General features: G+C 69.7%; 18 protein-coding genes and 1 pseudogene. 9 read left to right on the plus strand and 10 right to left on the minus strand.

Going from position 1 to position 26444, the window contains the following annotated elements:
• Positions 1–156: 156 nt before the first annotated feature.
• Both CMC5_RS22055 and CMC5_RS22060 read right to left on the minus strand, forming a co-directional pair.
• Positions 157–1335: a GspE/PulE family protein gene (locus CMC5_RS22055; RefSeq protein ID WP_050432267.1), complete on the minus strand. Its 1179-nt coding sequence runs from the start codon at positions 1333–1335 to the stop codon at positions 157–159.
• Entirely contained in the window at positions 1335–2414 is a 1080-nt protein-coding gene (locus CMC5_RS22060; protein ID WP_082362692.1) for a CAP domain-containing protein, read from the minus strand. The genes CMC5_RS22055 and CMC5_RS22060 overlap by 1 nt, the downstream gene beginning before the upstream one ends.
• Before the next feature lie 154 nt (positions 2415–2568).
• Between CMC5_RS22060 and CMC5_RS49210 the strand changes: the two are divergent.
• The 3 genes and pseudogenes from CMC5_RS49210 to sigJ form a co-directional block, all read left to right on the plus strand.
• Positions 2569–3435 (plus strand): annotated as a pseudogene (locus CMC5_RS49210) (serine/threonine-protein kinase); the annotation flags it as partial.
• Between the two features lie 981 nt (positions 3436–4416).
• Positions 4417–5721, plus strand: a complete 1305-nt coding sequence (locus CMC5_RS22070; protein WP_082362693.1) for an NAD(P)/FAD-dependent oxidoreductase — start codon at positions 4417–4419, stop codon at positions 5719–5721.
• 8 nt (positions 5722–5729) lie between these two features.
• On the plus strand, positions 5730–6731 hold the full coding sequence (gene sigJ / locus CMC5_RS22075; RefSeq protein WP_063796620.1) for an RNA polymerase sigma factor SigJ: 1002 nt from the start codon (positions 5730–5732) through the stop codon (positions 6729–6731).
• Between the two features lie 49 nt (positions 6732–6780).
• On the opposite strand, the gene CMC5_RS22080 is transcribed toward sigJ, so the two are convergent.
• From CMC5_RS22080 to CMC5_RS22105, 6 genes are all read right to left on the minus strand, one after another.
• Positions 6781–8118 carry a hypothetical protein gene (locus tag CMC5_RS22080; RefSeq protein ID WP_050432271.1) on the minus strand — a complete coding sequence of 446 codons (1338 nt, stop codon included), beginning with the start codon at positions 8116–8118 and terminating at the stop codon, positions 6781–6783.
• A gap of 48 nt (positions 8119–8166) precedes the next feature.
• Positions 8167–8721: a TMEM165/GDT1 family protein gene (locus tag CMC5_RS22085; RefSeq protein ID WP_050432272.1), complete on the minus strand. Its 555-nt coding sequence runs from the start codon at positions 8719–8721 to the stop codon at positions 8167–8169.
• A gap of 196 nt (positions 8722–8917) precedes the next feature.
• Positions 8918–11263: an NADP-dependent malic enzyme gene (locus CMC5_RS22090; protein ID WP_050432273.1), complete on the minus strand. Its 2346-nt coding sequence runs from the start codon at positions 11261–11263 to the stop codon at positions 8918–8920.
• Between the two features lie 185 nt (positions 11264–11448).
• Complete coding sequence (locus CMC5_RS22095) at positions 11449–13584, minus strand: hypothetical protein (protein ID WP_050432274.1); 2136 nt, start codon at positions 13582–13584, stop codon at positions 11449–11451.
• A 297-nt stretch (positions 13585–13881) separates the two neighbouring features.
• The gene (locus CMC5_RS22100; RefSeq protein WP_050432275.1) at positions 13882–14715 is read right to left on the minus strand and encodes a class I SAM-dependent methyltransferase; all 834 of its coding nucleotides are present in this window, start codon (positions 14713–14715) and stop codon (positions 13882–13884) included.
• 35 nt (positions 14716–14750) lie between these two features.
• Complete coding sequence (locus CMC5_RS22105) at positions 14751–14966, minus strand: heavy-metal-associated domain-containing protein (RefSeq protein ID WP_050432276.1); 216 nt, start codon at positions 14964–14966, stop codon at positions 14751–14753.
• Positions 14967–15126: 160 nt separating this feature from the next.
• Between CMC5_RS22105 and CMC5_RS22110 the strand changes: the two genes are divergently transcribed.
• Positions 15127–17706, plus strand: a complete 2580-nt coding sequence (locus tag CMC5_RS22110; protein ID WP_050432277.1) for a heavy metal translocating P-type ATPase — start codon at positions 15127–15129, stop codon at positions 17704–17706.
• 239 nt (positions 17707–17945) lie between these two features.
• A complete protein-coding gene (locus tag CMC5_RS22115) occupies positions 17946–18869 on the plus strand; it encodes a hypothetical protein (RefSeq protein ID WP_245677693.1) in 924 nt (307 codons plus the stop codon).
• A gap of 639 nt (positions 18870–19508) precedes the next feature.
• On the opposite strand, the gene CMC5_RS42820 is transcribed toward CMC5_RS22115, so the two are convergent.
• Positions 19509–20891, minus strand: a complete 1383-nt coding sequence (locus tag CMC5_RS42820; protein WP_082362695.1) for an RICIN domain-containing protein — start codon at positions 20889–20891, stop codon at positions 19509–19511.
• A gap of 575 nt (positions 20892–21466) precedes the next feature.
• Here CMC5_RS42820 and CMC5_RS22125 point away from each other — a divergent pair.
• The 4 genes from CMC5_RS22125 to CMC5_RS22140 all read left to right on the plus strand — a co-directional run bounded on the left by CMC5_RS22125 (position 21467) and on the right by CMC5_RS22140 (position 25152).
• Entirely contained in the window at positions 21467–22096 is a 630-nt protein-coding gene (locus CMC5_RS22125; protein WP_156338788.1) for a hypothetical protein, read from the plus strand.
• Between the two features lie 168 nt (positions 22097–22264).
• Positions 22265–22789: a hypothetical protein gene (locus CMC5_RS22130; protein ID WP_050432279.1), complete on the plus strand. Its 525-nt coding sequence runs from the start codon at positions 22265–22267 to the stop codon at positions 22787–22789.
• Positions 22790–22933: 144 nt separating this feature from the next.
• Positions 22934–24361, plus strand: coding sequence for an MFS transporter (locus CMC5_RS22135; RefSeq protein ID WP_050432280.1), 1428 nt, complete (start codon positions 22934–22936; stop codon positions 24359–24361).
• A gap of 362 nt (positions 24362–24723) precedes the next feature.
• Complete coding sequence (locus tag CMC5_RS22140; RefSeq protein WP_156338789.1) at positions 24724–25152, plus strand: hypothetical protein; 429 nt, start codon at positions 24724–24726, stop codon at positions 25150–25152.
• Positions 25153–25347: 195 nt separating this feature from the next.
• Here CMC5_RS22140 and CMC5_RS22145 read toward each other — a convergent pair whose 3' ends face one another.
• The gene (locus CMC5_RS22145; protein ID WP_050432282.1) at positions 25348–26418 is read right to left on the minus strand and encodes a helix-turn-helix transcriptional regulator; all 1071 of its coding nucleotides are present in this window, start codon (positions 26416–26418) and stop codon (positions 25348–25350) included.
• Between the last annotated feature and the right edge of the window lie 26 nt (positions 26419–26444).

Below are 26444 nucleotides of genomic sequence, written 5' to 3' on the forward strand. Positions count from 1 at the left end.
CAGTGCGGCGCCCGATGAAGTGCGGTGGGCAGCCGAGGCGTCACGGTGTGGCGCCTGATGAGGCGCGGTGGCGTCCCTGATGCGCCACCGTGCGGCACCTGATGGGTCACGGTGTGGCGGCGCTGGCGAGGTCGACTCGGACTGCGTCGAGGGCGATCACGTCACGCGCATCACCTCTTCGAGCGACGTGCTGCCCGCCTTCACCTTTGCGATGCCAGCGTCACGCAGCGGGGAGAGCCCCATGCGGTTCACCACCTCCCGCAGCTCGCGCTTGCCGGCGCGGGCCTTCACCAGCTCGCGCAGATCGTCGTTGGCCTCCAGCACCTCGAAGATGCCGATGCGTCCCCGGTAGCCGGTGCTGTGGCAGGCCGGGCATCCCTTGGCGCGGCGCAGCCTCGTGCCTTCCTCGATCAGCACCAGGCCGTCCTCGTCGATGAGATCCTCCTCCAGCGGGTACTCCTCTGCGCACTCGTTGCAGAGCACGCGCACCAGGCGCTGCGCGACCACCGCGAGGAGCGCGTTGGCGACGATCCACGACTCCGCGCCGAGATCGATGAGGCGCGCCACGGTCTCCACGGCGTCGGAGGTGTGCAGGGTCGAGAGCACGAGGTGACCAGTCAAGCTCGCCTGGAGGGCGATCTGCGCCGTCTCCGGGTCGCGCATCTCGCCCACCAGGATGACGTCCGGGTCTTGTCGGAGGATGGCGCGGAGGCCCGCAGCGAAGGTGAAGCCCTGGCGCGGGTTGGCCTGCCCTTGCGTGATCTCGGGCATCTCCACCTCGATGGGATCTTCGAGCGTGACCACGCTGAGCTCGGTGGTGTTCATGACCTTGAGCATCGCGTAGAGCGTCGACGTCTTTCCGGAGCCGGTCGGTCCGCAGACGAGGATCAAGCCCGAGGGCCGGTCCGCCAGCCGCTGGAGGCGCTCGAAGTCACCGTCGCCGAGGCCCAGCTTCTCCAGGGTGATGAGCTTCTGGCTGAGCAGCACGCGCAGCACGAGCTTCTCGCCGTGGACGCTCGGAAACGTGGAAGCGCGCAGGTGGATGGGCGGGTGCCCGGCGAGATCGAGGGAGAATTGCCCGTCCTGGGGGAGTCTCCGCTCGGTCATGTCCATGCGGGCGAGCACCTTGGCGCGGCTCACCAGCGCGGGGGCCAGCTCGATGGGGAGCGAGCCCTGCGCCGTCATCACACCGTCGATGCGGTAGCGCACCCGCACGCCTTCGCGCTTGGGTTCGAGGTGGATGTCGCTGGCGCCGATCGAGACGGCCCGGCGCACGAGGTGATCCAGGACGGCGACCGCATCGTAGTCCTCGGGCGCGGCGGACCCCATCGACATCACTTCTTCTCCACGGTGATCGTGCGGAGGGAGATCATGACCAGCTCCTTCGAGCCCGGGAACGTGGCCCAGACGCTCACTCCATATCGCCCTGCGCGGCCCTTGTCGTCCAGCGGGAGCTGGATCTCGAAGCGGTTGCCCGTGACCTCGACGGGCTTCGGGGTCTTGAAGCCGCGAGGAAAATACGTCGCGTAAGGGGCGGGGATGGGGTAGCCGCCCATCGCGAGCAGCTCCTTGGGGGTGCGGGGTTTGCCGGGGTCGACGCGCGACAGCCCGACGCCAGCGAACGTCGCGGGGGCGCGGACCTCGCCCGCGATGCGGATCGTGTCGCCGATCTTGGCGCGGGCGGGGAGGGGATCGTACCGGCCGTAGTCGTCGACGAACTCCTGCGCCATGCACGCAACCTCGTCGATGCCCTTCACCTTGGCGAGCCCGACGCCGAACGCGGTGTGCCGGGGCATGAGGATGTTGCGTCGGTGGCCGTCCGCGGGCGGGACTTCGTCCATGAACTGCTTCTGCACGCGCTCCAGGCTCTCGGGCGTGAAGCGCGGATCCGGATCCAGCTCGCGCGCCGTGGCGTCGCCGAAGCAGCCGGCGTTCTCCATGACGAGCCCCTGGCCGCCCGCGTCGGTGTAGCGGGTCTCGGGGACCGAGGCGTCGGAGCCGGTGTGCCCCGTGAAGCCGAGCTTCGCCATGTCGTTCGCGTGACGCTGGCCGGCCTTGGCGGCGGTCGGATCCCAGCGCACCGGCGGCAAGCCCTGCGCTGCGCGATCGCGGTTGACGATCTTCAGCACGTACTGCTCCGCATCGGCACGCCCGAGGAGCCCCTTGGGGCGTGCGGCTGCTTCTTTGCCCGCCGCGCCGTCGCGCTGCGGCGCGCTGACGGATCGATCGGGAGAGGAGGGGCCCTCCGGTCCGGCCACCTCGATCGCTGGGACGGTGGCTTCGTCGGGAGTGTTCGTGGGTCCCTGCCCTACCTCCGCATTCACAGGTCCCGATGAAGGCGCGCCACCACAGCCGAGCGCCGTCGAGAGCCCGAAGACGCCGGAGAGAAGCCAGAGCGTGCGGGGAAAAGCCATGGAGGAGACGGTAGCGCTTCGCTGCCCGGGGCGCACTGCGGGGCATCTCGGTGCGTCTTCGAGGCATCTCGGTGCGTTTTCGAAGGGTGAAGAAGATCAATGAGGACGATCCCTTCTCGAAGCACGCGGGCTGGGCTAGCCTGGGAAGCTGGAGATGGGTGACATCTTCGGCATCGTGGGCACCACGCAAGGGCCCTTTTCGGTGGAACAGGTAGTCGCCGAGGGCGGTTTCGGGGTTGTTTACCGGGCCTACCACGGCGCTTTCCGTGCCCCCGTGGCGCTCAAGTGCTTGAAGATCCCGGGAGAAATTCCTGGCGATCTGCGCGAGCGTTTTCTCGAACAGTTCCGCGAAGAAGGCGAAATGCTCTTCCGGCTGTCTGCTGCCATCCCGGCGGTGGTTCGGCCGTTGCACCAGGATGTGATCGCCACTTCCCCGGGTGTGTTCATCCCCTTCATCGCGCTGGAGTGGCTGGACGGGGAGACGCTGGACATGTTCATCGCGCGGCGCGCTCGTCACAAGGAGCGGCCGCTCGGTCCCGTGGAGGCCGCGACGTTGCTGACGCCGGTGGCGCGTGCGCTGGAAGCGGCGCACTCGTTCCCTGGGCCTGCGGGGCCCATCTGCGTGACGCACCGTGATCTGAAGCCGGCGAACATCTTTCTCGCCGACGTGCACGGCACCCAGGTCGTCAAGATCCTCGACTTCGGCATCGCTCGCGCGCGCGACGTCGCGTCGGTGATCGCGGGAGCGACGACCACGGGGGGGGCCTCGATGGCATTTTCTCCGCGCTACGGCTCGCCAGAGCAGTGGGCGCCGAAGCGGTTCGGCGCCACCGGTCCCTGGACCGACGTCTGGGGTCTGGCGCTGACGTACGTGGAGATGCTGGCAGGCCGGCCGATCCTCGAGGGCGATCCCATGGCGATCATGGGCACCGCACTCGACGAGCGCCGTCGCCCCACGCCGCGCAACGAGGGCATCGACGTGCCCGACGCGCTGGAGTTCGCCTTCCAGCGGGCGCTGGCCCTGGATCCGCGCGACCGTCAGAAAGACGCCGGCGCGTTCTGGGACGACGTGGAGCGTGCGCTTGGGTTGCCGCCGAGCCAGTCGCCCATCGGCAAGGGCACGGGCCGTTACCCGACGGTGCGCGCGTCCGGTCCAGGGGGCCCGGTCCCCTCCGGGCGGGGTCCGCGCTCGGGGGGCCCGGCGTCGATGGCATCAGCGGCCACCCCGCCGGGCTCGCGCTCCTATTCGGCCTCTCTCTCGCGGGAAGAGGCCGATCCGATGGAGCTCGATCTGCCGACCTCCATCGGTGACACGCTCGCCTCCGGGGCGCCGTCACGGCCACCGGAGCGACGGGGGCCGCCCTCGCCGAGGACCCCACCCGCGCCGGAGCGTCCGGCGCCGTCGGGACCGCAGCTTCGCCGGCCGATCGGATCGATGCCGGACCGGCCGCTCCCTGCGCCGGCCATCCCGGTGCCGATGTCGCTCGACATCAGCGGGGATGCAGGTCGCCCTCGCGCGCGCCCGCACCTCAGCACCACGACGATGGCGCCGCTGAACCGCGCGAGCACGAACGAAGATCTCAAGGAGATGTTCGCGTTGCCGCTGCGCATCGCCGGTGCCGGGATCGCGCTCAGCATCATCGACATCGCCGTGTCCAGCCTGCTGCTCGGCGGCGAGCGCATCGGTCTCGGACCGGTGAAGCTGCTCTGGGTCGCCGCCCTGATGATCGTGGTGGCGATCGGCATGGCTGGCTTCCGGCTGATGTCGTCGAGCCGGTAGCTCGGGCGAGGGGGGCCGCGCCGACATCCGACGCTGGTGACCCGACGGTCGCCGGGGTCGAGGCGGCGGGGGCGCGTGCCCCTGCCGTGTGAATGAGGGCCGAGAATTCCTCCTCGACGCATTCATCGTCTGTCGCATGTCACAACCGCGCCTGCTGCCTCGTCTCCTTCATGAAGCCCCCCTGGGGCCGGAGAGCCCCGCGGGGGCCGGAGGAGATTCGCCATGGCTGCAAGGACGCATGAAGGAAATCGGGCGCAAGCACAGCACGTCAGCCACTGCGTGGTGCTCGGAGGGGGGTACGCGGGCGTACTGGCTGCCATCCGGCTCGCGGGCAAGGCCAGGCGACGGCGGCTTCCGATCAAGGTGACGCTCGTCAACGCCTCCCCTCACTTCGTCGAGCGAGTCCGCCTCCACGAGGTCGCGGCAGGTCGGCAGCATGCGCCGCTCTCGATCGCGAAGTCGCTGGAGGGTACGGGCGTCGCGCTGCGCGTGGGCTGGGTTCGCCACGTCGATGCGGCGGCGAAGCGCCTGGAGATCGCTCACGCAGGCGGCGAGCAGAGCCAGCTCTCCTACGACGCCTTGCTGTTCGCGCCGGGGAGCGTCGCCGCGCCGAGCCGTGTGGCCGGGAGTGACGAGCATGCCTTCAATCCCGCCAACGCCGAGGGCGCAGAGCGGCTGCGGCAGCGGCTTTCAGCGGCGCGCTCCGGGGAGCGGGTGGTGGTGGTGGGTGGTGGGCTCACCGCGCTGGAGATCGCCACCGAGATCGCCGAGGCGCGCCCGGAGCTCTCCGTCTCGCTCGCCACGCGCGGCGAGTTCGGAGGTGACCTGTCGCCGCGGGGTCGCGCCTACCTCCAGAAGACCTTCGAGGAGCTTCGCATCGACGTGCACGCCAGGGTCAGCGCGCGCGAGGTGCTGGCGGATCGGCTCGTGCTCGCCCCCGAAGCGTCGAGCGCTCCGCTCACCTCGCTTCCTGCCGACATCGTCATCCTCGCCACCGGCTTCCGTCCTTCGGCGCTGGCGGAGATCTCCGGTCTGGAGATCTGCCCGGACGGGCGTCTCGTGGTGGACGACACGCTGCGGTCTCCGGCGCATCCCGCGATCTGGGGCGCTGGCGATGCCGTGGCGGTGGTCGGGGAGGACGGCTCCTTCCTCCGCATGAGCTGCGCGACGGCCATGCCGCAAGGCGTCCACGCCGCCGACGCGATGATCGCCACGCTCGCCGGGGAGCCTGCGCCGCAGTTCGGATTCTCGTACGTCGTCCGGTGCATGAGCCTGGGGCGTCGGCGCGGGCTCATCCAGGTCGTCGACCGACACGACCGCCCGCAGGATCGCGTCTTCACGGGAGGTTTCGCGGCGTGGATCAAGGAGCAGGTCTGCGCCTACACCCTCCTTTCCCTGCGCGCCGAGCGGGCCTTGAGCGGCGTCTACCGCTGGCCAGGCCAGCAGCGCGCGTCGAGCGCGTCCGCGCCCTCCGTAGGGCGAGGCAAGCGCGGTGTCGGCGGGCTCGACGCGGTCGCCGTGCGATGATGGGCGCGATGGGCATGGAGGTCGAACGCTTCACCGAGCACCGGCGCACCCTCTTCGGCATCGCGTACCGCATGCTCGGCAGCGCCACCGAGGCCGACGACATCGTGCAGGAGGCTTACCTTCGTGCCCGATCGGCGCACGAGATTCCGGCTGCGCCCGGCCCGTGGCTCGCGACCATCGTCACCCGCCTCTGTCTCGACGTCCTCAAGTCCGCGCGCGCCCGGCGGGAGACCTACGTCGGGACATGGCTGCCCGAGCCCGTGCTCACCGGGGAGGTCGTCGATCTCGGCGCCCGCGTCTCACCTCTCCTCGGAGGCGCGGACGTGGACGCCCTGGAACCCGGTGCCCGCCTCGACGCCGCCGAGTCCGTCTCCATGGCCTTGCTGGTGCTGCTCGAGACACTGTCTCCGCTGGAGCGCGCGGCGTTCGTCCTCCGGGACGTGTTCGACTGGGAGTTCGATGCGATCGCGGCGGCACTGGAGCGTACGCCCTCCACCTGCCGGCAGCTCGTCCACCGCGCGCGGCAGCACATCGCCAGCGGACAACCACGCTTCCGCGCCACGGAGGCCGAGCGTCAGCGGCTGCTCGGTGCCTTCGTGCAGGCGCTCTCGGAAGGCGACGCGTCGAAGCTCGCCTCGCTCTTCGCGGACGACGTGGTGGCTTCCTCCGATGGCGGAGGCAAGGTGAAGGCCGCGCGGCGTGACGTCATCGGTCCGGATCGCGTGAGCCGTCTCCTCATCGGCCTCGGCCGACTGGGGGCGCAGGCCGGCATGCTCTTCGAGTTCTGCTCGGTCAACGGTGGCCCGGCATTGCTCCTGCGCGAACACGGCCGCCTGGTCGCGGTCCTCGGCATCGAGGTCTCTCCGGCGGGGGCCTCGCTGATCTGGATGCTGCGCAACCCCGACAAGCTCGGGCGCCTCGAAGCGACGCTCGCTGCAGAAGCGGGAGCCACACTGGACGGCAGCAGGGAGGTCGAGCGGGTGGGCCGCGGTGGCGAGCTACTGAACTGAAGGGAAGAGCTGCTCCGTCGAAGGGAGCTGTTCGACCGAAGTGATCTGCTCAGAACCCGGTGCCCAGACCGACGCCGTGAGGCCCAGGCAACCCGAGCTGCGCGCGCGCCTTCTCGTTCGGAGGGGGGCCCTCGGGCGCATCTGCAGGCGTCTCCATGGCGAGCAGGTCGAGGACGGAAGCGCGACCAGGGACCCAGCGCAGCAGGTCCGCAGCGCGCTCGGGGACGAGGTCGCGAGGAGCGACCCCTCTGGCGGCACTCGCCCGCGCGATCCGCAGGGCGAGGCCCGCCATCAGCCCTTCGAGCGCGTCCCGTGGCACGAACGGGTGGCCGAACGTACGCCAGGCGCTCGCCCCGAATGCCGTCTCCTCGACCTCGATCGGATGAGACTCCCGGAGTTTCGGCACCGCTCGCGACGCGTCGCCGAAGAGCGCCGCGATCGTCTCGACGGCCTCGCCCAGCGAAAGCGACGAGAGCATCCCCGCCGCCCGCCGGGCGTTGCTCGGCCCGCTCGTGGTCGGGGAGGTACTTGCGATGGGCCCGATCGCGCGCGCGACGGCGCGGATCCGGTCGAGCATGGGTGCCGTGCGCAGCTCGTCCCAGAACGCACGACCGCGCGCCACCGCCTCCTCGTACACGTCCCGCGTACGAACGCCCTTCAGATCCTGGAGCGGAAGCCACAGCGTGGTGCCCTCATCGAGATCGACGCGAGCGTACCGATCCCCGAGGCAGGAGAGGAACGAGTCCTCGGGGAGCGGCACCTGCCGGATCTCTCGCACCACCCCACGCGCTCCCTCCGCGTGGTACTGCGTCTCGACCCGCCCTCCGGACACGATTGCCACGGGAGCGACGGGCTCCGCGAGCGCTCGCGCGATCCAGACCGGCACCTCTCCGCTCGGGGCTTGCCACCAGAGAACGAGCGCGTGTTCGATCGCTTGCGTTACGTAGTCCGCGAGGGAGCGAGCCACCTGGCGCCCGTCATCGAGCGCGGCCGTCGTCGAGAACCAGAGCACGGCCGCATCGGCAGCGGCGCCCTCCGGCACGACGTACCAGGTTGCGCACTCGGGCACGGGCGCGTCGAGCAGCAGCGCGCGCATGCCAGCACCGAAGGCGGTCCCTCCGGCCTCGTCGTCGGCGAAGCGCGTGGCGGCACCGAGCGGCGGGATCTGGAGGCACCCCTCGCCAGGCGGCTCGATGAAGCGCCAGGCGATGTGAGCCCCGTTCATGGAGGCATAGAACGAGAGCAGCTCGCTCGGGATCTGCCCCTGCGCGGCGCGCAGCGCATCCTCGGGAGCCGGAGGCCGCAGCTCCGACACGACGACACGCACGTCGGTCCGGGCGGAGAAGGCCGCGAGGAACGTCTGGAGCTTCTCCGCCGTCGGATCCACGGCCCGCAGCCTACGTTGGCGGTCCCCGGCCGGACAACCCGGCCGGCATCAGAACCCCAGCAGCACCCCGATCCCGAACAGGGCGAAGAGGCATGCGGCGAAGATGCGCACCCACTTCATCGGAATGCGCTGCGTCAGGCGCTCTCCGAAGACGACCGCGAGCCCGTCGGCGAACAGCATGCCGAGCGTCGTCCCGATCGTCACCAGCACCGGCGCCTGGAAGCGCGCACCGAGCGCCACCGTCGCAAGCTGCGTCTTGTCACCCATCTCGGCGAGGAAGAACGCGACGAGCGTCGTCAGGAACGGGCCGAACCGATCGTTCTGCGGACCGTCCTCGTCCTTGTCCGGGATCAGGATCCAGATCGCGAATGCCCCGAAGATCGCAGCGAGCGCGTAGCGCAGCACATCGGCGGGCACCCGCGCCGACACCGCCCCGCCGACCCACGACGCCAGCCCGTGGTTCAGGATCGTGGCGACGAGGATCCCCGCCATGATCGTCCAGGGCCGCTTGTACCGGAGCGCCAGCACCAGCGCGAGGAGCTGGGTCTTGTCCCCCATCTCGGAGACAGCGACGAGCGCGAACGATTGAAGAAGTGCTTCCATGACGATCCCTCGAGATGTCGCGCAGCGGGGGATCGGACGGGAGAGACGAGACCCCACGGCGCAACGAGTGCGCGGTGATAGTCTCGTCGACACGGTCGCGACGCCCTGAGAGGGCCTCGTTGACCTTGCCGCGGCGCCGGGAACGGTGGTTCCAGCATGTCGACGCCGCGACCAGCAGAGGCTGGTTGACTACTCCCTAACGAACCCCTCTTACCACGCTCTCCATCGGCTGACCACCAGCCTCCCGGCCACCACCCGCCGCGCGGCGCTCTCCCTGATGCGCCTCCTGGGCCGCCAGCGCGCTCACGTTCACGATGCCGCGCGTGCTCACGCTGGGGACGAGCACGTGGAGCGGCCGCGCCGTACCCAGCAAGAGCGGCCCCACCGGCAACCCATCGGCGGCGACCTTGAGCAGGTTGAACGCGATGTTCGCGGCGTCGAGCGTGGGCATCACCAGCAGGTTCGCGGTCCCCGAGATCCGGCTGTCGGGCACGGCGCGCTTGCGGATCATCTCCGACAGGGCCGCGTCGGCGTGCATCTCGCCGTCGACCTCCAGCTCGGGCGCGCGCTCGCGCACCAGCGAGAGCGCCTGCCGCATCTTGCGCGGCTGCGGCGCGCTGCTCGCGCCGAACGACGAGTGGGACAGCAGTGCCGCCTTGGGGGGGATGCCGAACTCGCGTACGGCTTCCGCCGCGAGCAGCGTCATCTCGGCGATTTGCTCGGCGGTGGGGTCGATGTTCACGTGCGTGTCGCAGAAGAACAGCGTCCCCGCCTGGGTGATCAGCGCCGACAGCGCGTAGATGCGCTCCACGCCCGGGCGCAGCCGGATGATGGGCAGCACGTAGGACATGTGCTTGCTCCACTCGCCGCTACCCCCGCAGATCGCCGCGTCCACCAACCCCTCGTGCAGCATCATCGCTGCAGCCACGTTCGGCCGCAGGTAGATGCGCCGCTCCGCCAGATCGGGAGGCGCGCCCCGCCGCCCCACGAGGAGCTGGTACGCCCCCACCAGCGGCTTGAACGCCTCCCGGTCCTTGAACGGATCGAGGATCTGCACCCGCTGAAGGAGATCCCGCCGCAGCCCGAGCGCGCGCGACCGCTCCTCGATCACCTCGCGCCGCCCGATGAGCAGGGGCTCCGCGATGTGATCGTCGAGCACGATGCTCACCGCGCGCAGCACCCGCTCGTCCTCGCCCTCGGCGTAGACCAGCTTCTTCGGCGCCGACTTCCGAGCCGCCTCGAACACCGGACGCATGAGCTGACCCGAGCGGAACACGAACCGCTCCAGCTCCCGCCGGTAAGCGACGAAGTCTTCGATCGGCCGCTCGGCCACGCCGCTATCCATGGCCGCGCGCGCCACCGCGGGCGCGATCTGCAGGATCAGCCGCGGATCGAACGGCTTCGGGATGATGTAGTCCGGCCCGAACACCGGCGCCGCACCACCGTACGCCGCCGCCACCACCTCGCTCGCCTCGGCCCGCGCCAGGTCCGCGATCGCCTCCACGGCGGCGAGCTCCATCGCCTGGTTGATCGTCGTCGCCCCCACGTCCAGCGCCCCGCGGAAGATGAACGGGAAGCACAGCACGTTGTTCACCTGGTTCGGGAAATCGCTGCGCCCCGTGGCCACGATCGCGTCCGGCCGCGCCGCGGTGACCAGCGCAGGCAGGATCTCCGGCTCCGGATTCGCCAGCGCCAGCACCAGCGGCTTCTCTGCGAGCTGCGCGAGCCACTCCGGCTTCAGCACCCGCGGCGCCGACAGCCCGAGGAACACGTCGGCCCCTGCGAGCACCTCCGCCAGCGTCCGCGCCTCCGTCTCGCGCGCGTACGCTGCCATGTTCGGCAGCATGTCCGCGTCCCGCCCCGCGTACACCACCCCCTTGATGTCGGTCAGCGTCACGTTCTTCGGATCGAGCCCTAGCGCCACCAGCAGATCCACGCACGCGAGCGCCGCGGCTCCCGCACCCGACGTCACGAGCTTCACGTCCTTCAGCTCCTTCCCCTGGAGCGTCAGCCCGTTGCGCACCGCGGCCGCGACGATGATCGCCGTCCCGTGTTGATCGTCGTGGAACACCGGGATGCGCATCCGCTCCCGCAGCTTCTTCTCCACGTAGAAGCAGTCGGGCGCCTTCACGTCCTCCAGGTTGATCGCCCCGAAGGTCGGCTCCAGCGCCGCCACCACCTCGCAGAACCGATCCGGATCCTGCGCATCCACCTCGATGTCGAACACATCGATGCCCGCGAACTTCTTGAAGAGGACCGCCTTGCCCTCCATCACCGGCTTGCCCGCCAGTGCCCCGATGTTGCCGAGCCCCAGCACCGCCGTCCCGTTGGAGATGACCGCCACCAGGTTGCCGCGCGCCGTGTAATCCCGCGCAAGCTTCGGGTCTTCCTTGATCGCCTCGCACGCCGCGGCCACCCCGGGCGAGTACGCGAGCGCGAGATCGCGCTGCGTCGCCATGCGCTTGGTGGGCTCGACCTGGAGCTTCCCCGGCCTGGGCGAGCGGTGATACTCCAGCGCTGCTTTCCGGAAATCGTCGTCCATGACGGCGCACCCTAACAGACCCGCGATCGCTGTCTCGGGTGTGCTGCACCTTCCTCGGTGCTGCCCGCATGGCGCGTCGCGTCGCAGGCTGAATTGTGCCTGGTTTGGGGACAGGTGTGAGGTGGGCGTGAGCTGCGTGACGCGAAGAAGCGTCGGGCCTCAGGGCCGAGGCGCGCGACAGGAGCCTACTGGGGCGGCGGGACCGCGCAGTGGTTGTTGATGCAGAGCGCTCCGGCGTCGCAGCAGTCGGCCGCCGTCTCGCACGTCTCCTCGATGCGCGCGCACTCCCCGGACTGCGGCGGGACGCACGCCGTGATCGGCTCGCCGTCGATGTTCACTTCGCCGGTCTGCCGGCAGAACAGCCCGTTGCAGCAGTCCGCGCCCGACTCGCAGAGGTCGCCTTGCGGCTTGCAAGGATCGAGTGCCATGAACCCGCGCATGTTGCCTGCCAGAAGCTCCTGCTCTCCCAGATAGAACGCTGGGTGGCTCGCATCCGCCTGGCCCTGGTGGTTGATGTCGATCGCGGCGATCCACAGCTTCTTCCGGAGGCTCGGCTCCTCGTTGCCGTTCACGATCCCGCCCCACTTGTTGCCGCTGCCCGCCACCGTACCGCCTGGCGCGAGCGTGTGCCCGTACGCGCGGCGGCTGGTGAACACCACCCAGTAGTACCCTCCGACCGCGACTGGCAGCACCGTGGGCTCGTAGCTCAGGTTCCCTTCCTCCTGCTCCCCGTAGGGCAGGGTCGAGCTGCCGCCTGCGTCACGCCCGTTGAGCTGGTTCAGCGTTGCCACCGTCCGCGTCGCCACATCGACCAGCCGCAGCTCCGCGTAGCGCGGCCCCCCGCCGTGCGTCGCCGTGTCGAAGGCGTCGCCATCGTGGTACACGAGCGCCGTCGCGTCGGGCAGGAAGCTCGGCCACCCCGCGATCGCCCGCGTCGCCGTCGCCACCGTCTGCAGGTTGGAGAACGCCGGCGGCGACGCCGAACCGTCGAAATCCATCACCGCGATCGTCTTCCCGTTCGCGCCGCCGTCGTACTGCGCGAACGACAGGAGGCGCCCGTCCGGCGAGAACGCGGGCGTCAGCGCGTAGGTCACCGCGCCCGTGAGGCTCGGCGCCAGCACCTCTTCCCCCGTCGACGTATCGTACAGCCGCGAGGGCGCCGGCCCCTCCAGCCCGCGCACCGGCGAGCCCTGCGGGACGCCGTTGCTCACCATCCACTCCCCGTTCGGCGTCAGCCCCCCGAACGACATCTTGCGCCCGTCGTCGGCGAGATGCCGCTGCGTCACGCTGCCGTCGGTGCCGATCTCGAAGCTCGCGCTGTCGAGCGGGTTGTTGATCGTCCAGTCCACCCCCGACACCAGCACATTGCCGTTCGCGCTGACCGAGTGGCACACCGTGCAGCCCGAGATGAAGATCTGCGCATCCACGTTCGGCCGCACCCGCAGGATCGCCGCCCCGTTCGTCTGCGCCGAGCGGTAGGTGTTGTAGTAGATCGACCCCTTGAAATCGCCGGGCGCGATCCGCCACGTCTCGCTCACCGGCCCGGTCACCTGGCCGCCGGCGAGCGTGGTCACCTCCACCCGCACGTCGTCGGTCCCCGACGCGCTCAGCGTCAGCGCGCGCCAGACGTCCTGCGGCAGCACCACCTGCGTCGGATTCGACGCCCCGAAGAACCCCTCGTACGTGAACCCTGGCACCGTGAGGCGTACGTACGTCGCGTCCGCGGACCACCCCGCGAGCTGCAGATCCGGCGCCCGCAGCCCGCGCGGGAACACCGTCTTGTCGTACGGGTAGAGGAAGCGCAGGTTCGGATCCGCGCTGCCCCCGTTCTGCAGATCCACCTGATCCTCCGGAGACACGTTCCCCGGGTTGTCCACGATCTGCACCCGCACCGTGACCGTCGTCGACGCCGTGAGCGCCCCGCTCCGCGCCGTCACCGTCGCCACCCCGGCGACCAGACCCTTGGAGGTCAGCTCTCCTTGCGTGTCGATCGTCCCGACGACGATGTCGCTGACCTCCCAGGTCACGCTCCCCGGCGCCGACCCATCCGCGAGCGCCGCCGTGAACTGCAGGCTCCTCGGCGTCCCGTCGACGTCGAGCACCGCGTTCTGCGGGCTGATGGTGAGCGACGACGGCGCCCCGGGTCCGGTGGTGTCCAGCAGCTCGCCGCCCGCGCCACCGTTGCCCGACGGACCACCCGCGTCACCGCTGGACGAGGTGTCCCCCGAGCTGCCGTTGCCGCTGCTACCGCATGCAGCCGCGAGCGCTGCTGCGGAGATCGACGTGCCGAGAAGCAAAGTCCACGTCTTCGAGCGTGCCATGCCAGAGAGCTCCTTGGAGGAAGGGGAACGGGAGCGGCCCGACCGTCAGCAACGGGCGGGAATCACGCGCCAGAATAACGCACCCTCATCGTCCGCGGACACAGGGATGGACGGCGACACACCTCTCCAGCGCGTCGAGCGACGTCCCTCTGTGCTGGCGCGTCGACGCTTTCGCGCCTCGCTACCTCGCCTCTTCTCGTCTCGCCCCCGTCCCCCCGTGCAGGGGACTACGGGTCACCCGGCCCAAACCTTTAGCCCCCTCGGCGAGATTTGTCGGCGAGGGGGCCTCGGCTCACTTCAGGCCGTGGTTTCCGCTGGTTTGCGTGCGATCGCGTACACCACGTTGGTCTGTGCGGCGCGCACACCCTGCGCTTCGAGCGCAGCGTGCAGGTCCTCTCGCACCGCTTCTCGCGTGGCAGCGTCGAGCTGATCCAGCGTCCCCCGGTAGCCCGAACCCAGCGCGATCGTCCACCAGTCCTCGGCCGTGCGGAGCGGTTGCGCCGACGTCTCGGCCTCGACCGAGCTCGCCTCCACGCCCACGCCGGCGAGCATCGCCCGCAACGTCTCCGGCGTCTCGATCCGCGCCCACGGCTTCACCTTCTTCACCAGCTCCGGCCGCCGCGCGCCGATGACTTCCCAGAACAACCCGTCCCCTGGTGCCATCACATCTGGCCCCCAGGTGGTGATCGCCAGCGTCCCCGACGGCTTCACCCAGCGCCACAGCCTGCGCACCGTCTCCTCCATGTCCGGGAAGAAGAAGATCCCGAACACACACACAACCGCATCGAAGTGCCCTCCCGGCACGTCCAGCGCCTCCACGTCCGCACAGCGGAACTCCACGTTCGAGAGCCCGGCTGCGTCCGCCTTGGCGCGGCCGAGCTGGAGCAGGGGCTCGGCCAGATCGACCGCGAGCACCGATCCCGAAGCTCCTACCTTCTGTGCCGCCGGTAGCGCCGAGGCGCCCGACCCACAGCAGACGTCGAGCACCCGCTGCCCCTCGGTGAGTGCGAGCCGGTCCACCGTGTTCTCACCGATGCGCGCCCAGAAGGCGAGCGGCGGCGCATCGAAGTGATCGGCCGCGGCGCTGAAGATCGCCGCCATCTGTGCCTTGATGGGATGAAGTGTCTGCATGCGTGTGCCTCGCTGACGCAGGGACCTGGCCGGTATTACACCGCCTGCGCCTCGTACCCTGCGTCCTGGACCGCCGCGAGCATTTCACCCAGCGTTGCCCCGCCGGCCGCGAGCGTGACCCGCGCGTCTCCCTCCGCGAGCCGCACCTCCACCTCGCGCACCCCTTCGAGCTTGCGCAGTGCCGTGCTCACGTGGCGAACGCAGTTCTGGCACGTCATGCCGCCGACCTTCAGCGTGATCTCCTGATCCATCCGGTTCTCCTCCTTCCGATACTGGCATGCCCCCCGCTCTGGTGTAAGGGACCCGGGCTGTGTGCGTCTGCAGGGACAGACCGGGACCCGACGCAGCCACGCGCCCTGTCAGCGCGGAACACCACGGCGCCGTGGCCACGGACGAGCCAAGGGAGCGACCATGACGACGACGAGCGGCCCAGCGCCGACCCAGACCCCGCCCGCACGTGCCGAGCGCCGTGATCTGCCCATCCGCGGCATGACCTGCGCGAGCTGTGTGCGTCATGTGGAGCGGGCCCTGCGTCGTGTCGACGGTGTGCAGGAGGCGAACGTCAACCTGGTCACCCAGCGCGCCACCGTCCTCTTCGACCCGGGCGCCACGTCCGTTCGTGCGCTCGCCGAGGCCGTGGAAGAGGCCGGCTACGAGGTCCCGGGTGCGCTCGCGCCCGACGAGACCGACAGCGCTGGACCGGCGAGCAGCCCCACGGCTGCGGAGGCCGAGGCCTCGTCAGAGGCGTCGCTGTCCTTGAAGAGCGACGCATCGACGGGTGAGGCGTCGACGGGTGAGGCGTCGACGGGTGAGGCGTCGACGGGTGAGGGATCGAAGAGCGAAGGGTCGGCGAGTCAGGCGTCATCGCGCGGAGCGTCGTCGAAGGACGGAGCATCGCAGCGCGAAGCGTCGTCACCATCCGCGGTGGCCTCCACCCCCCGGCGTGTGAACCGCGCGAAGGCGACCTCATCGGCTCGCTCCACGGCCGAGACCTTGCGAGAGGCCGAAGCGCGCGAGCAGCGAACCCTCCGCCGCGACCTCCTCCTCGCCGCCGCCTTCACCGCGCCGCTCCTGGTCATCGCCATGTCGCACGGGGCGATCCCCTTCCTCGATGGCGCCCTGGGTCGCTGGCTCCAGCTCGGCCTCGCCACCCCGGTGGTGTTCGGCCCTGGCCGCCGCTTCTTCCACCTCGCCTGGCTCGCGCTGCGCCGCCGCAGCGCCGACATGAACGTCCTCATCGCCCTCGGCGCGGGCGCCGCCTACCTCTACTCTGCGCTCGGCGTCCTCGCCCCGAGTCTCTTCCCCCACGCCGAGCACGGCCACACCCCGCACCTCTACTTCGAGGCCGCGGCGGCCATCCTCACCTTCGTCCTCCTCGGCCGCCTCCTCGAAGGCCGCTCCCGCGCCCACCTCGGCGATGCCGTCCGCGGCCTCGTCGCCCTCCAGCCCCGGACCGCGCGCCGCCTCCGCGGCGACACCGAGGAGGCCGTCCCCGTCGAGGCCCTCGTCCCGGGTGATCTCGTCCTCGTGCGCCCTGGCGAGCGCCTTCCCGCCGACGGCCAGATCGTGCGCGGCAGCTCCGGCATCGACGAGTCGATGCTCACCGGCGAGAGCCTCCCCGTCGACAAGGCCGAAGGCGACCCCGTCTCCGCGGGCACCCTCAACACGAGCGGCGCCATCACCCTCCGCGTCACCACCACCGGCGAGGGCACCGCGCTCGCGCGCATCGCCCGCGCCGTCGAAGATGCCCAGGGATCCAAGGCTCCCATCGCGCGCCTCGCCGATGTCGTGAGCGGCTACTTCGTGCCCACCGTCGTCGGCATCGCCCTCCTCAGCTTCGGCGCCTGGCTCTGGCTCACCCCTGGACCCGACGCGCTCGCCACCGCCATCGAGCGCGCCGTCGCCGTGCTCGTCATCGCGTGCCCTTGCGCCCTCGGCCTCGCCACCCCCGCCGCCGTCGCCGTCGGTACGGGCCGCGGCGCCGAGCTCGGCGTTCTCGTCAAGGGCGGCGCCGCTCTCGAAGCCCTGAGCCGCGTCGACCTCGTCCTCGTCGACAAGACCGGCACCCTCACCACCGGCAAGCCCGCGCTCACCCACGTCATCGACCGCTCCGGCCTCGGCGAAGACGCCCTCCTCGCCCTCGTCGGCAGCGCCGAGCGTGGCAGCGAGCACCCCATCGCCCACGCCCTCGTCGAGGGCGCCCGCGCCCGTGGCGCCACGCTCGACACCCCCGACGTCCTTCGCGCCGAGGCCGGCCATGGCGTCGAAGCCCGCATCGGCGATCGCACCCTCCGCGTCGGCACCCGCGCCTTCCTCGCTGCTGCTGGCATCGACCCCGAGCCCCTCGAACCCGACGCAAGCCGTCTCGCCGAGCAGGGCAGCACCCCCTCCTTCGTCGCCATCGACGGCCGCCTCGCCGGCCTCGTCGCCGTCGCCGACCGCCCCGCTGACGGCGCCCGCGAAGCCATCGCCGAGCTGACCCACCTCGGCGTCGACCTCGCCGTCCTCACCGGCGACCGTCAGGCCACCGCCCGCGCCATCGCCCGCGAGCTGGGCGTCACCGAGGTCCACGCCGAGCTGCGCCCCGAGGACAAAGCCCGCATCATCACCGACGCCCGCCGTGACGGCCGCCGCGTCGCCATGGTCGGCGACGGCGTGAACGACGCCCCGGCCCTCGCCTCCGCCGACGTCGGCATCGCCATCGGCACCGGCGCCGACATCGCCCTCGACGCCGCCGATGTCGCCCTCCTCCACGGCGGCATCCGCGGCGTCCCCACCAGCGTGCGCCTCGCCCGCAAGACCCTCGGCACCATCCGGCAGAACCTCTTCTTCGCCTTCGTGTACAACGTGATCGGCATCCCCATCGCCGCAGGCGTCTTCTTCCCCTGGACGGGCTGGCTCCTGTCCCCCGTGATCGCCAGCGCCGCCATGTCCCTGTCGAGCGTCTCCGTGCTCCTCAGTTCCCTGCGCCTCCGCCGCTTCCAGGGGTGAGCCGCGACGACGGCCGTTCTCGATCTGCAGCGTGATGCGACGCATGGTCTGCGATCGCCTCACGCGCTACGACCTGCGACATCCTTCGCCGTGATGCGACGCATGATCTCCGATCGCTTCCATCACACGCAGTAGCCTGCACACGCAGTAGCCTGCACACGCAGCAGCCTGCGACATCGGACGAATCTGCTGCACGCGGATCACGTTGACATCACGGGTACGCATCCCTTCGATCACGCATGCGCAAATCACGCTGGATGCTGTGCGTCGCTCCCTTGCTCGTCTCGGCATGTGCCGTCGAGATGCCGCTGGATACGGACGACACCGACGCGCTGGACGACCTCACCACCGAGCGCGCCGAGCAGCCCGACGACGAACTCGTCGGCTCTGCAGAACAGCCCCTTTACGCGGGCGTGAACGGTGACGCCTGCACGGCCAGCCCGTACAACTGCAAGCTGCGTGTCACGGGCGGCAACCGCGTCGCCACCAACGATCCGGACGACGACAACTCCTGGGGCCTCGTCCTCGGCGTCCCCATCCGTGATGGCCACGGCAACGTCGTCGGCACCTCCTCCCGCACCCGCTCCACCTTCAACCACGGCCAGACGCGCACCTTCGCGGGCGAGACGCACGCCTTCGCCGTCTCCACCTCGAACAGCAGCGCGGGCTGGATGCCGCTCTCCAGCATCCTCGGCGCCAGCTCGTTCGCCAGCAAGGTCGGCCACGTCTCGGCCAAGGGCGTGGGCTTGAGCAAGATGGCCTGCTACGCCGTGCGCAACTGGCACGACACCAACCTCGAATTCAAGAAGGTCGTCCACGACAGCACCGCCACCCACGAGCGCGCGGGTGACTACCTCCCCCTCGTCCGCGCGAACGGCGGTCGCTCGGCCAACCTCGCGTTCAACGTCCCCGGCTTCGGCCTCGGTGGCCCTGCCGTCGATCACTTCCCCGCGGGCACGAAGTTCCAGCGCCTCGACGTCCCCACCGACCACGGCGCGCCCTCCATCGACGTGCCGCTCTGGGTGCAAGACAGCGCAGGCCGCTACCGCACCCAGTCGGGCACGATGAAGTTCCTCTACGGCTACGTCATCGCCGCCACCGGCACCAAGCGCAACGGCTGGATGGCCTACGACGCCCTCGAAGTGAGCAGCGGCTGTCCCTGACCCGTGCGCGACGCCGGACCGCGCGCGACGCCGGACCGCGCGCGACGCCACACTGGCAACGGATGGAGGCGAGCCATGTCGTGGTGTCAGGACGGAAGGAACCTCGGCAGGGACGTCCGGAGCGGGTCCCTCGACAGGACAGGTCGTCGGGAACGGTAGGTAACTCACAAAGAAGAGGGGTAGGAACGGTCCGAGGGACCTTTGCTGGTGCAGTAAGGGCAGGGGGGGAACGATCCGAGGGACCTTTACTGGTGCAGTGAAGGCAGGGGGGAACGGTCCGAGGGACCTTTACTGGTGCAGGAAGGGCGGGGGGGAACGGTCCGAGGGCTCTTTACTGGTGCAGGAAGGGCAGGGGGGAACGGTCCGAGGGCTCTTTACTGGTGCAGGAAGGGCGGGGGGGAACGGTCCGAGGGCTCTTTACTGGTGCAGGAAGGGCAGGGGGGAACGGTCCGAGGGCTCTTTACTGGTGCAGTAAGGGCAGGGGGGAACGGTCCGAGGTGTCTTGGGTGGTGCGGGAGGCGGAGCGGACTGCGCCGGGGTGTCTCCTCGGGTGGGCTGCTCCGAGGGCGCTTCGCGGGGGGCGGCGCTGGTCAGCGGTGATGGCGCCGGTCTGCGGTGACGGCGCCGGTCGGCTTGCTCTCACGGGCAGAAGGTCACCTCGAAGCTCGTCTGGCTCGAGCAGGCGTGCAGGCCTTCCGCGTCGTCGTAGGCGTAGCTGTAGGCCGTGGGGCACATCTGCCGCATCGTCTGCACGTAGCTCGTCCGCACCACGCTCAGCGGGTCCGCGGCGTTGCTGCACGAGTCGGGGGTCATGCAGGAGTTGGCGACCGTGCACTGGCCCGTCGCAGGGTCGATCGGCGTCGGGCAGCACAGGTGGAGGCCCGGGTCCTGGTGCTCGGGTCGGCCCATGCCCCAGGGGGCCGGGTAGTTCCACTTCTTGCAAGGCGCCATGCAGCCGATCACGTTGCCGGCACCGTCGCGCACGCGCAGGTCTTGCGAACCGTAGCCCGGGATGTTCTCGGCGCCAGGGCAGCGGTCGAGCCGCAGGCCGGAGCAGTCGGAGGTGATGCAGCTCCCTTGCTCGGCGCCCTGGCCCTTGGGGACCACCTTGAAGGGCAGGGTGTAGCCGTCCACCTGGCTCAGGTTGTACCAGGTCTGCGCGGCGGCGCCCTTGGCGGCGAAGGTCGCCTCGAACTTCGACTCGATCGGAGGCTGGCATCCGCCCTGCGGACACGGCGCGACGCTGTCGCCGATGGTGCAGTTCAAGCCGTTCGCGTTGCAGCCCGTCTTCGGCCAGAAGCGCGTGGCGTTGATGCCGCCGTCGGGCACGTTGTACACGAACGAGGCGCCCTTGTTCAGGCGCACGTTCTGGGTCGCTTGCACGTTGTGCGCGATCCAGATCGGCTGCGAGCAGTTGTTGATGATGGTCAGGGTGCGGGGGCCGTTGGGGTTCGGGTTCGGGTTCGAGCCGCCGCCGACCTTGTCGAGGGTCCACCGCTGGTTGTTCCCGTTGATGTAGGGGTACTGCACGATCGGCGTCCCGTTGGCGGCGTTGCCCCAGTACAGGTCGAGGGTCATGTCGGTGTGCCGCGCGTGGATGCTGAACTCGCTGTTGCCGCGTGCGACGAACCGGAACTGCTGGTTGTTCCCGCCGCCGTAGCCCCACTGCTGGAGGCGCGCGTTCTCCGCGGTGCTGGCGTCGCGGATGTCGAGGGCCTTGTTGCTGTTGACGTTCTCGATCTTGTAATAGCCGCCGCTGGTCGCCGTCAGGCGGAACCGCTGGGCGTTGGTGCCGTTGCACGACCAGGACTGGATGCCGGCGCCGTCGGCCATGCTCGACGACGGGACGTCGAGGCAGTTGCCGGTCGCGACCGAGCGCAGCACGTACTCGCCTTCCGTGATCGTCGACACGATGACGGCGTCCGCTTCCTGCTCGCTCTCCTCGTACGGCGCGACGTCCTCCTCGACGGCACACCCGGCCAGCAGCAGCGACAGCCCAGTCCACGCGATCTGACGGATCATGATCCACTCCTCGCGGAGACGGCGCGCTGCCCGCGCAGCGCTCGACCTCTCCGTACGCGCCGGGCCCATTGCAGGGGGTGTACCAGCCAGGTCGGCGCGACCGAACAGGCCAGGTTCCCAGGGGAAACGAGCGATCGGGGGATGATCCGTGCGGACACGGGGGCGATCTCATGGATCACCCCCCGCAGGGCATCGGCGAGGGGGGCCGCGCGAAGGGCGTCACCGGGCGGAGGCCCGCGTCCTCGCGAGGAACAGCGGGAAACGACGAACGGCGCTGGCGCTGCCGAGGTGGTGGGAGGGCCTCACCAGGGATGATCCGGAAGATCGCCCCCTTCCTTTCAGCGTTCCCAGGGGATCGGACGGATCGCCCTGGGCCCCAGCACGGAGGGGGCGCCGCGCGGGGGTCTCCGCGGCATGGGCGCGACTTGACCCGGCACGTTGCGCAATCCCACCATGCAGGTGTGGCGTTTGCGTGTCCCAGGTGCAGCCTCCCCATCGCCGACGCGGACCTCCGTCGTGGGCCGCAGGGGGCGCCTTGCCCGCGGTGTGGCGTGGGGGTGAGGGGGCTGGTGCGCATGCCCGGCAGCCCTCCTGCGCAAGGGCCGCTCCGGGCGCCGAGGCCCGTGGAGATCCAGATCCACCACGAGCAGCCCACGTTCCAGGGCCATGACACGTACCGGAGCGTGCAGACGCAGATCGGGACGTCGATCGCGCTGACCCGTCGCTGGTTCGAGCCACGCTTCTCGATCTTGCTCCTCTTCACCACGATGTGGGCGGCGGCGATGATGCGCGTGCTGATGCACCTGCTCGCAGGGGCGCCGACCTTGCTCGTGCTGCTGCCGATCCTGCACCTGGGGGCGGGGAGCGGGATGATCTACTACGCGCTCGCGAACCTCCTGAACCGCTCCCGGATCACGCTCGCCTCGGGGCTGTTGACCATCTCCCACGGCCCGCTGCCCTGGGCTCCTGGCTGCGTGGTCGCCGCCCGACGGATCCGGGATCTGCGGCTGGTGCAGGTCGAGGGCCGCCACGGTCGCAGCGCCTACGCGCTCGAGGCCACGCTCGACGATGGCAAGGCCGTGCGCGTGCTGAAGGGCCTCCCCAGCCGGGAGCAGGGGGCGTTCCTGGAGCAGACGCTCCAGGACGCGCTGGGGCTGTCGGAGCAGGCGTTGCTGCCGCCCGTCGGCGCGCGCTGCTTTGCATGACGTGCGGTGTGGGGCTGGTCGGTGTGTAGCGCGGCATGGTGAGCGCATGCTCCGGGTGAAGCGCGCGCGCGGCCTGGCCTGTGCGGAGAGCGCGTTGCGGTGATCTTTCGGGTTTTGCGCGGTGAGCGGTCGCGGTAGACCAGCCCGCCGTCGCCCGAGGAGTCCGTCATGCCCAGCACCGTCTCGACCTTGTTCGCGCGCTTCGTGGCTCCCGCCGCGCTGGCCGTCGTCGGTCTCACCACCGGCTGCTCGTCGTGGCGGCTCTCGGAGCCGGCGCAGGCGCCGATCGCGCCGATGGCGGCGCCTCCCGAGGGGATGGCGAAGATCTGCGTCGTGCGTGCAGACGAGGCGGCCCACGAGGTCACGTTCCCCGTGCACGACAACGGGGTGCTCGTCGGCGCCACGCGGGGGCCGGGGCATTTCTGCTACCTGGCGGAGCCCGGGCACCATGTCGTGGAGAGCGCGGCGGACGAGGTCGCGACGGCGACGATCGATGCGGCACCCGGGGGGCGCTACACCCTGCTCCAGGAGGTCGAAGACCGGCTCGGCCACGTGACGTGCAGGGCCTCCTGGGTCGGCGAGAAGGAGGCGCGCGAGCACGTGACGGCGACGCCGTATGCACAGCTCGTGGGGGTGCCTTCGGAGGAGAAGCTGCCCGAGGCGGTGCCGCGTGCGGCGGCGATCCGGCGCTGAGGTCGCGTGGCTGCAGCGTGATGCAGGACGCCGGTCGTGGGCCGGCCGACGTTGTCACGATGCTGGCGAAGGAGTAGGAGTGCCGGCCTGCGTCGGCAGCCTTCGGGACGAGCGAAGGCGCTCCGCGTCCTCTCTTCGGTGCTCATGAAACAGGAAATGCGAGGCGCTGCGGCGTGGGCCGACCTGCTCGCCGAGGGCCGTCTGCCACGGTTCGCGCTGATCTGCCTCGGGGTCTGGCTCAACGCGGCGGACAGCCTGGTCACCGCCACGATCATGCCGACGGTCGGCCTCGATCTGGGGGGCTATTCGCTCTTCAGCTGGGCGGTGGCGGGCTTCCTCGTGGGTGCGATCCTGGCGGGGGCCTCCGCGGGCCGCCTGTCGGAGATGATGGGGCTCAGGCGGGCGACGGTGGTCTCGGGGCTGGTGCTCGCGGCCGGGTGTGTCGTGAGCGCGGCGGCGCCAGGGATCTGGGTGTTCCTGTTCGGTCGGTTCCTGCAAGGAGTCGGCAGCGGGTGGATGTCGGGGCTGTCGATGGTGGCCATCGCGTTCCTGTTTCCCGACCGGCACCAGGGGCGCGTCTTCGCGGCCGCCGCGGCGGTGTGGGGCGTCGCGACGGTGCTGGGTCCGCTGATCGGTGGGCTGCTCGCCGAGGCGGGATCGTGGCGGACGGTGTTCTGGCTGTTCGCGGTGCAGGCCGTGCTGTTCTCGCTGGCGGCGCGCCTCCTGCTCAAGGCCGGCGTGGTGCCCGGGCGGCCGTCGCGCGTGCCGTGGCGGCAGCTCGGTGTGCTGTGCCTCGCGATCGCAGCGATCGCTGGCGCAGACGTGAGCAAGTCGCCGGGGGTCACGTTCGCGTTCGTCATGGTGACCCTCGTCCTGCTGTACTGGTTGCTGCGCATCGATCGCGGGGCCGAGACGCGCCTCTTGCCGCGCGTGGCTTCGGACCTCGGCACGATCTGTGGCTCGGGGTATGCCGCGATGTTCGCGCTGACCGCCACGTCGGTGGGGTTTCTGATCTACGGCCCGGCGCTCTTGCAGAAGCTCCACGGGCTCTCGCCGCTCGGGGCGGGGTACGCGGTGGCCGTGCACGCGATGGCGTGGACGCTCGCAGCATTCGCAGCTGCTGGCGCGTCCGGGCGCGCTGCAGACCGCTGGATCCGACTCGGGGTGTCGTGCGTGCTGGCGGGGCCGGTGCTGCTGGCGATCGTGATGCGGGACGCCTCGGTGCCGTGGGTGGTCGCGGCTGCGGCGATCATGGGCGCCGGGTTCGGGTTCTCGTCGGCGCTGATGAACCGGCGGGTGCTCACGGCGCTGCCGGATGAGGATCGGGCGGTGGGCAGCTCCGCGCTGATGGCGGTGCGGTTGACGGGGGAGGCGATCGGCGCCGCCGTCACCGGGGCGGTGGCGAACCTGGCCGGGTTCGGTGCGGGCCTCACGACGGGGAGCGCGCGCTCGGTGGCGGTGTGGATCTTCGTGGCGGCGATCCCGCCGGCCGCTGCTGGTGCGCTGGCGGCGTGGCGGATGACGGGGCTCGTGCCGCCAGTCCGGCTGGGGGAGCCGTCGCCGACGGCGTGAGCGAGCGCCGGGCGTTGCAGGGCAGCGCGGTGCCTGTGCGACTTCGTTCGGGTCGGCACGCATCGCGCGATGACTCCAGCATCCACGTCGATCGAGGCTCGATAGAATGCAGAAACAGCGCATCCGCTGACTGCACTACGGACTGGTCGATCCGTCATCGACGAGGCGCGACTTTCGGGACGCAACGAGCCGGTCAGCGGCTGGGCAACAAAGCCTCCTCGTACGCAATTCTGCGTAGTGCCGAGTGTGATCACCGTCGTCAAGCTGACCATCGAACTGCGCCGCACTGAAGGGTCGTGGCTGCTGACGGTGCCATGCGCCGCGCAGGAGTCATGCGTCCCGGTGCGTGGACAGGGAGGGGAATGATGAATCAATTTTCGATGAAATGGTCGATGGTGATCGTGATTGGTCTCTTCACTTCGTCGGGGTGTCTCGTGGATACCGACCCGGGTAGTGAAGGCGAGATGGAGGATGCAGACGCAGCCAGTGAGGTGATCGCAGAAGTGGGTGAGGAGCAATGTACGCCTTCGATCGGGGGCGTCAGCGCGTCCTCGACACCCCGGCTGAACTCGACGATCACCTACACGATCAACGGCTCGTGCCTACCGTCGACGATCGCCATGTGGATCGGCGACTGCGATGGGATCTACAAGCAGTCAGGAAATGCCTCGCAGGCGCGATTCTCCTGCACACACCGCTGGACGGCAGGAATCAAAGAAGTGCACATCAAGGATCGGCCCGGGGGATATCACCTCTACCCATCCCCGTTCACGATCAATGTCTTCCCGTAGCCGCTCGCATCATCGAGGTGCGTCGGCATGGGGTGATGGCCTTACTTCCGACGCAGATGCATCCTCGAGTGTGACGTGCGCGACACTTTGGCCATTCCCGTGGCACACGGCTTCCACGGGGATCCGATGCTCTGGTGGCGGTACGACCTGACCAATTGCATCAGCGCAACGGGCACCCGAGCCTTCCGCGTCAGTTCAGCGTTCACGCGGTTGCCGTAGCCTGAGGACCAGCTCGGCACGGGAGTGAACGTCGAGCGTTCGATAGATGCGCTCGACGTGCTTGCGAACGGTTCCTTCGCTCAGCTTCAGCACAGCAGCGATCTCCTTGTACGAACGGCCAGTGCCAATGAGTTGCATTGCGATCGTGCGCTGACGAGGAGACAGGATGCTCTGCCATTCAGGGTCGAGCGCCATTGCCTCATCGTCCGATCCCACTTCCCGCATGACGACGAGAACTCGGTGCGCCGGTAGGTCGTAGGTCTCCGCATGTAGTTGGTGCATCGTAACCTCCAGGCGCCGAGTTGCTGCCCCATGGCGCAGGCATCGGTGTCCGAGTCCAGGGTCGACGCTACAGTTCCAGATGGCCTGGATGAGGGCCGTCAGAGCATCTCTGGAACGTCGTTTGCTACCGAGGGGAACGTAGCGGCGTGCAAACTCGTAGGCAACGCGGTTCGATTCCTGTGGCGCTCCATCGAGTGAACAGCACACGAGCCCCAGCGATTGCTCGCTGACGAGCTGATCGAGAATGGGATGCTGGCAGAGCAGCGGCATGGCCATGCGGCCGAGCGCATCACTGACGGTTGGTCCGAGGTGCTCCATGTACCGGCATTCGGCACTGCTCATCCGCGGAGCATCTGCAGCGCGAACAAGGGCCATGTAACCGTGAGTTCGCTCGGCACCGCCGCCGCGCGTGAACAGCTTCAGCGCGGCAGGCTGCCCGTAGCCGAATTCTCTGAGGGCTCGATATCCATCGATGCGGGACCAATCAGCGTCCGACATGGTATCGCGGTCGCATACGAAGGAGCCGGGCGGCAGACGGGAAACGACCTCGAGGACACGAACGTCGTGGTGCTTCCTGCTCATGATGAACTCGGTGAACTCCGGCGGCATGTTGACCCGGAGATGCGTCGCCTCCGCAGGTCGCGTCCCGCAAAAGGTCTCGATGAATGTACCCATGAATGACACGCCTGCATTGATTGCGGCGAACAGGTCGTCGAGTGTTGCTCCCACGCCGAGTCGTCGAATCGCCTCGATGCTTCGCGTCAACGTTTGTGATTCATCTCTCATGGTGA

The organism is Chondromyces crocatus, from assembly GCF_001189295.1.
Classification (GTDB): domain Bacteria; phylum Myxococcota_A; class Polyangia; order Polyangiales; family Polyangiaceae; genus Chondromyces; species Chondromyces crocatus.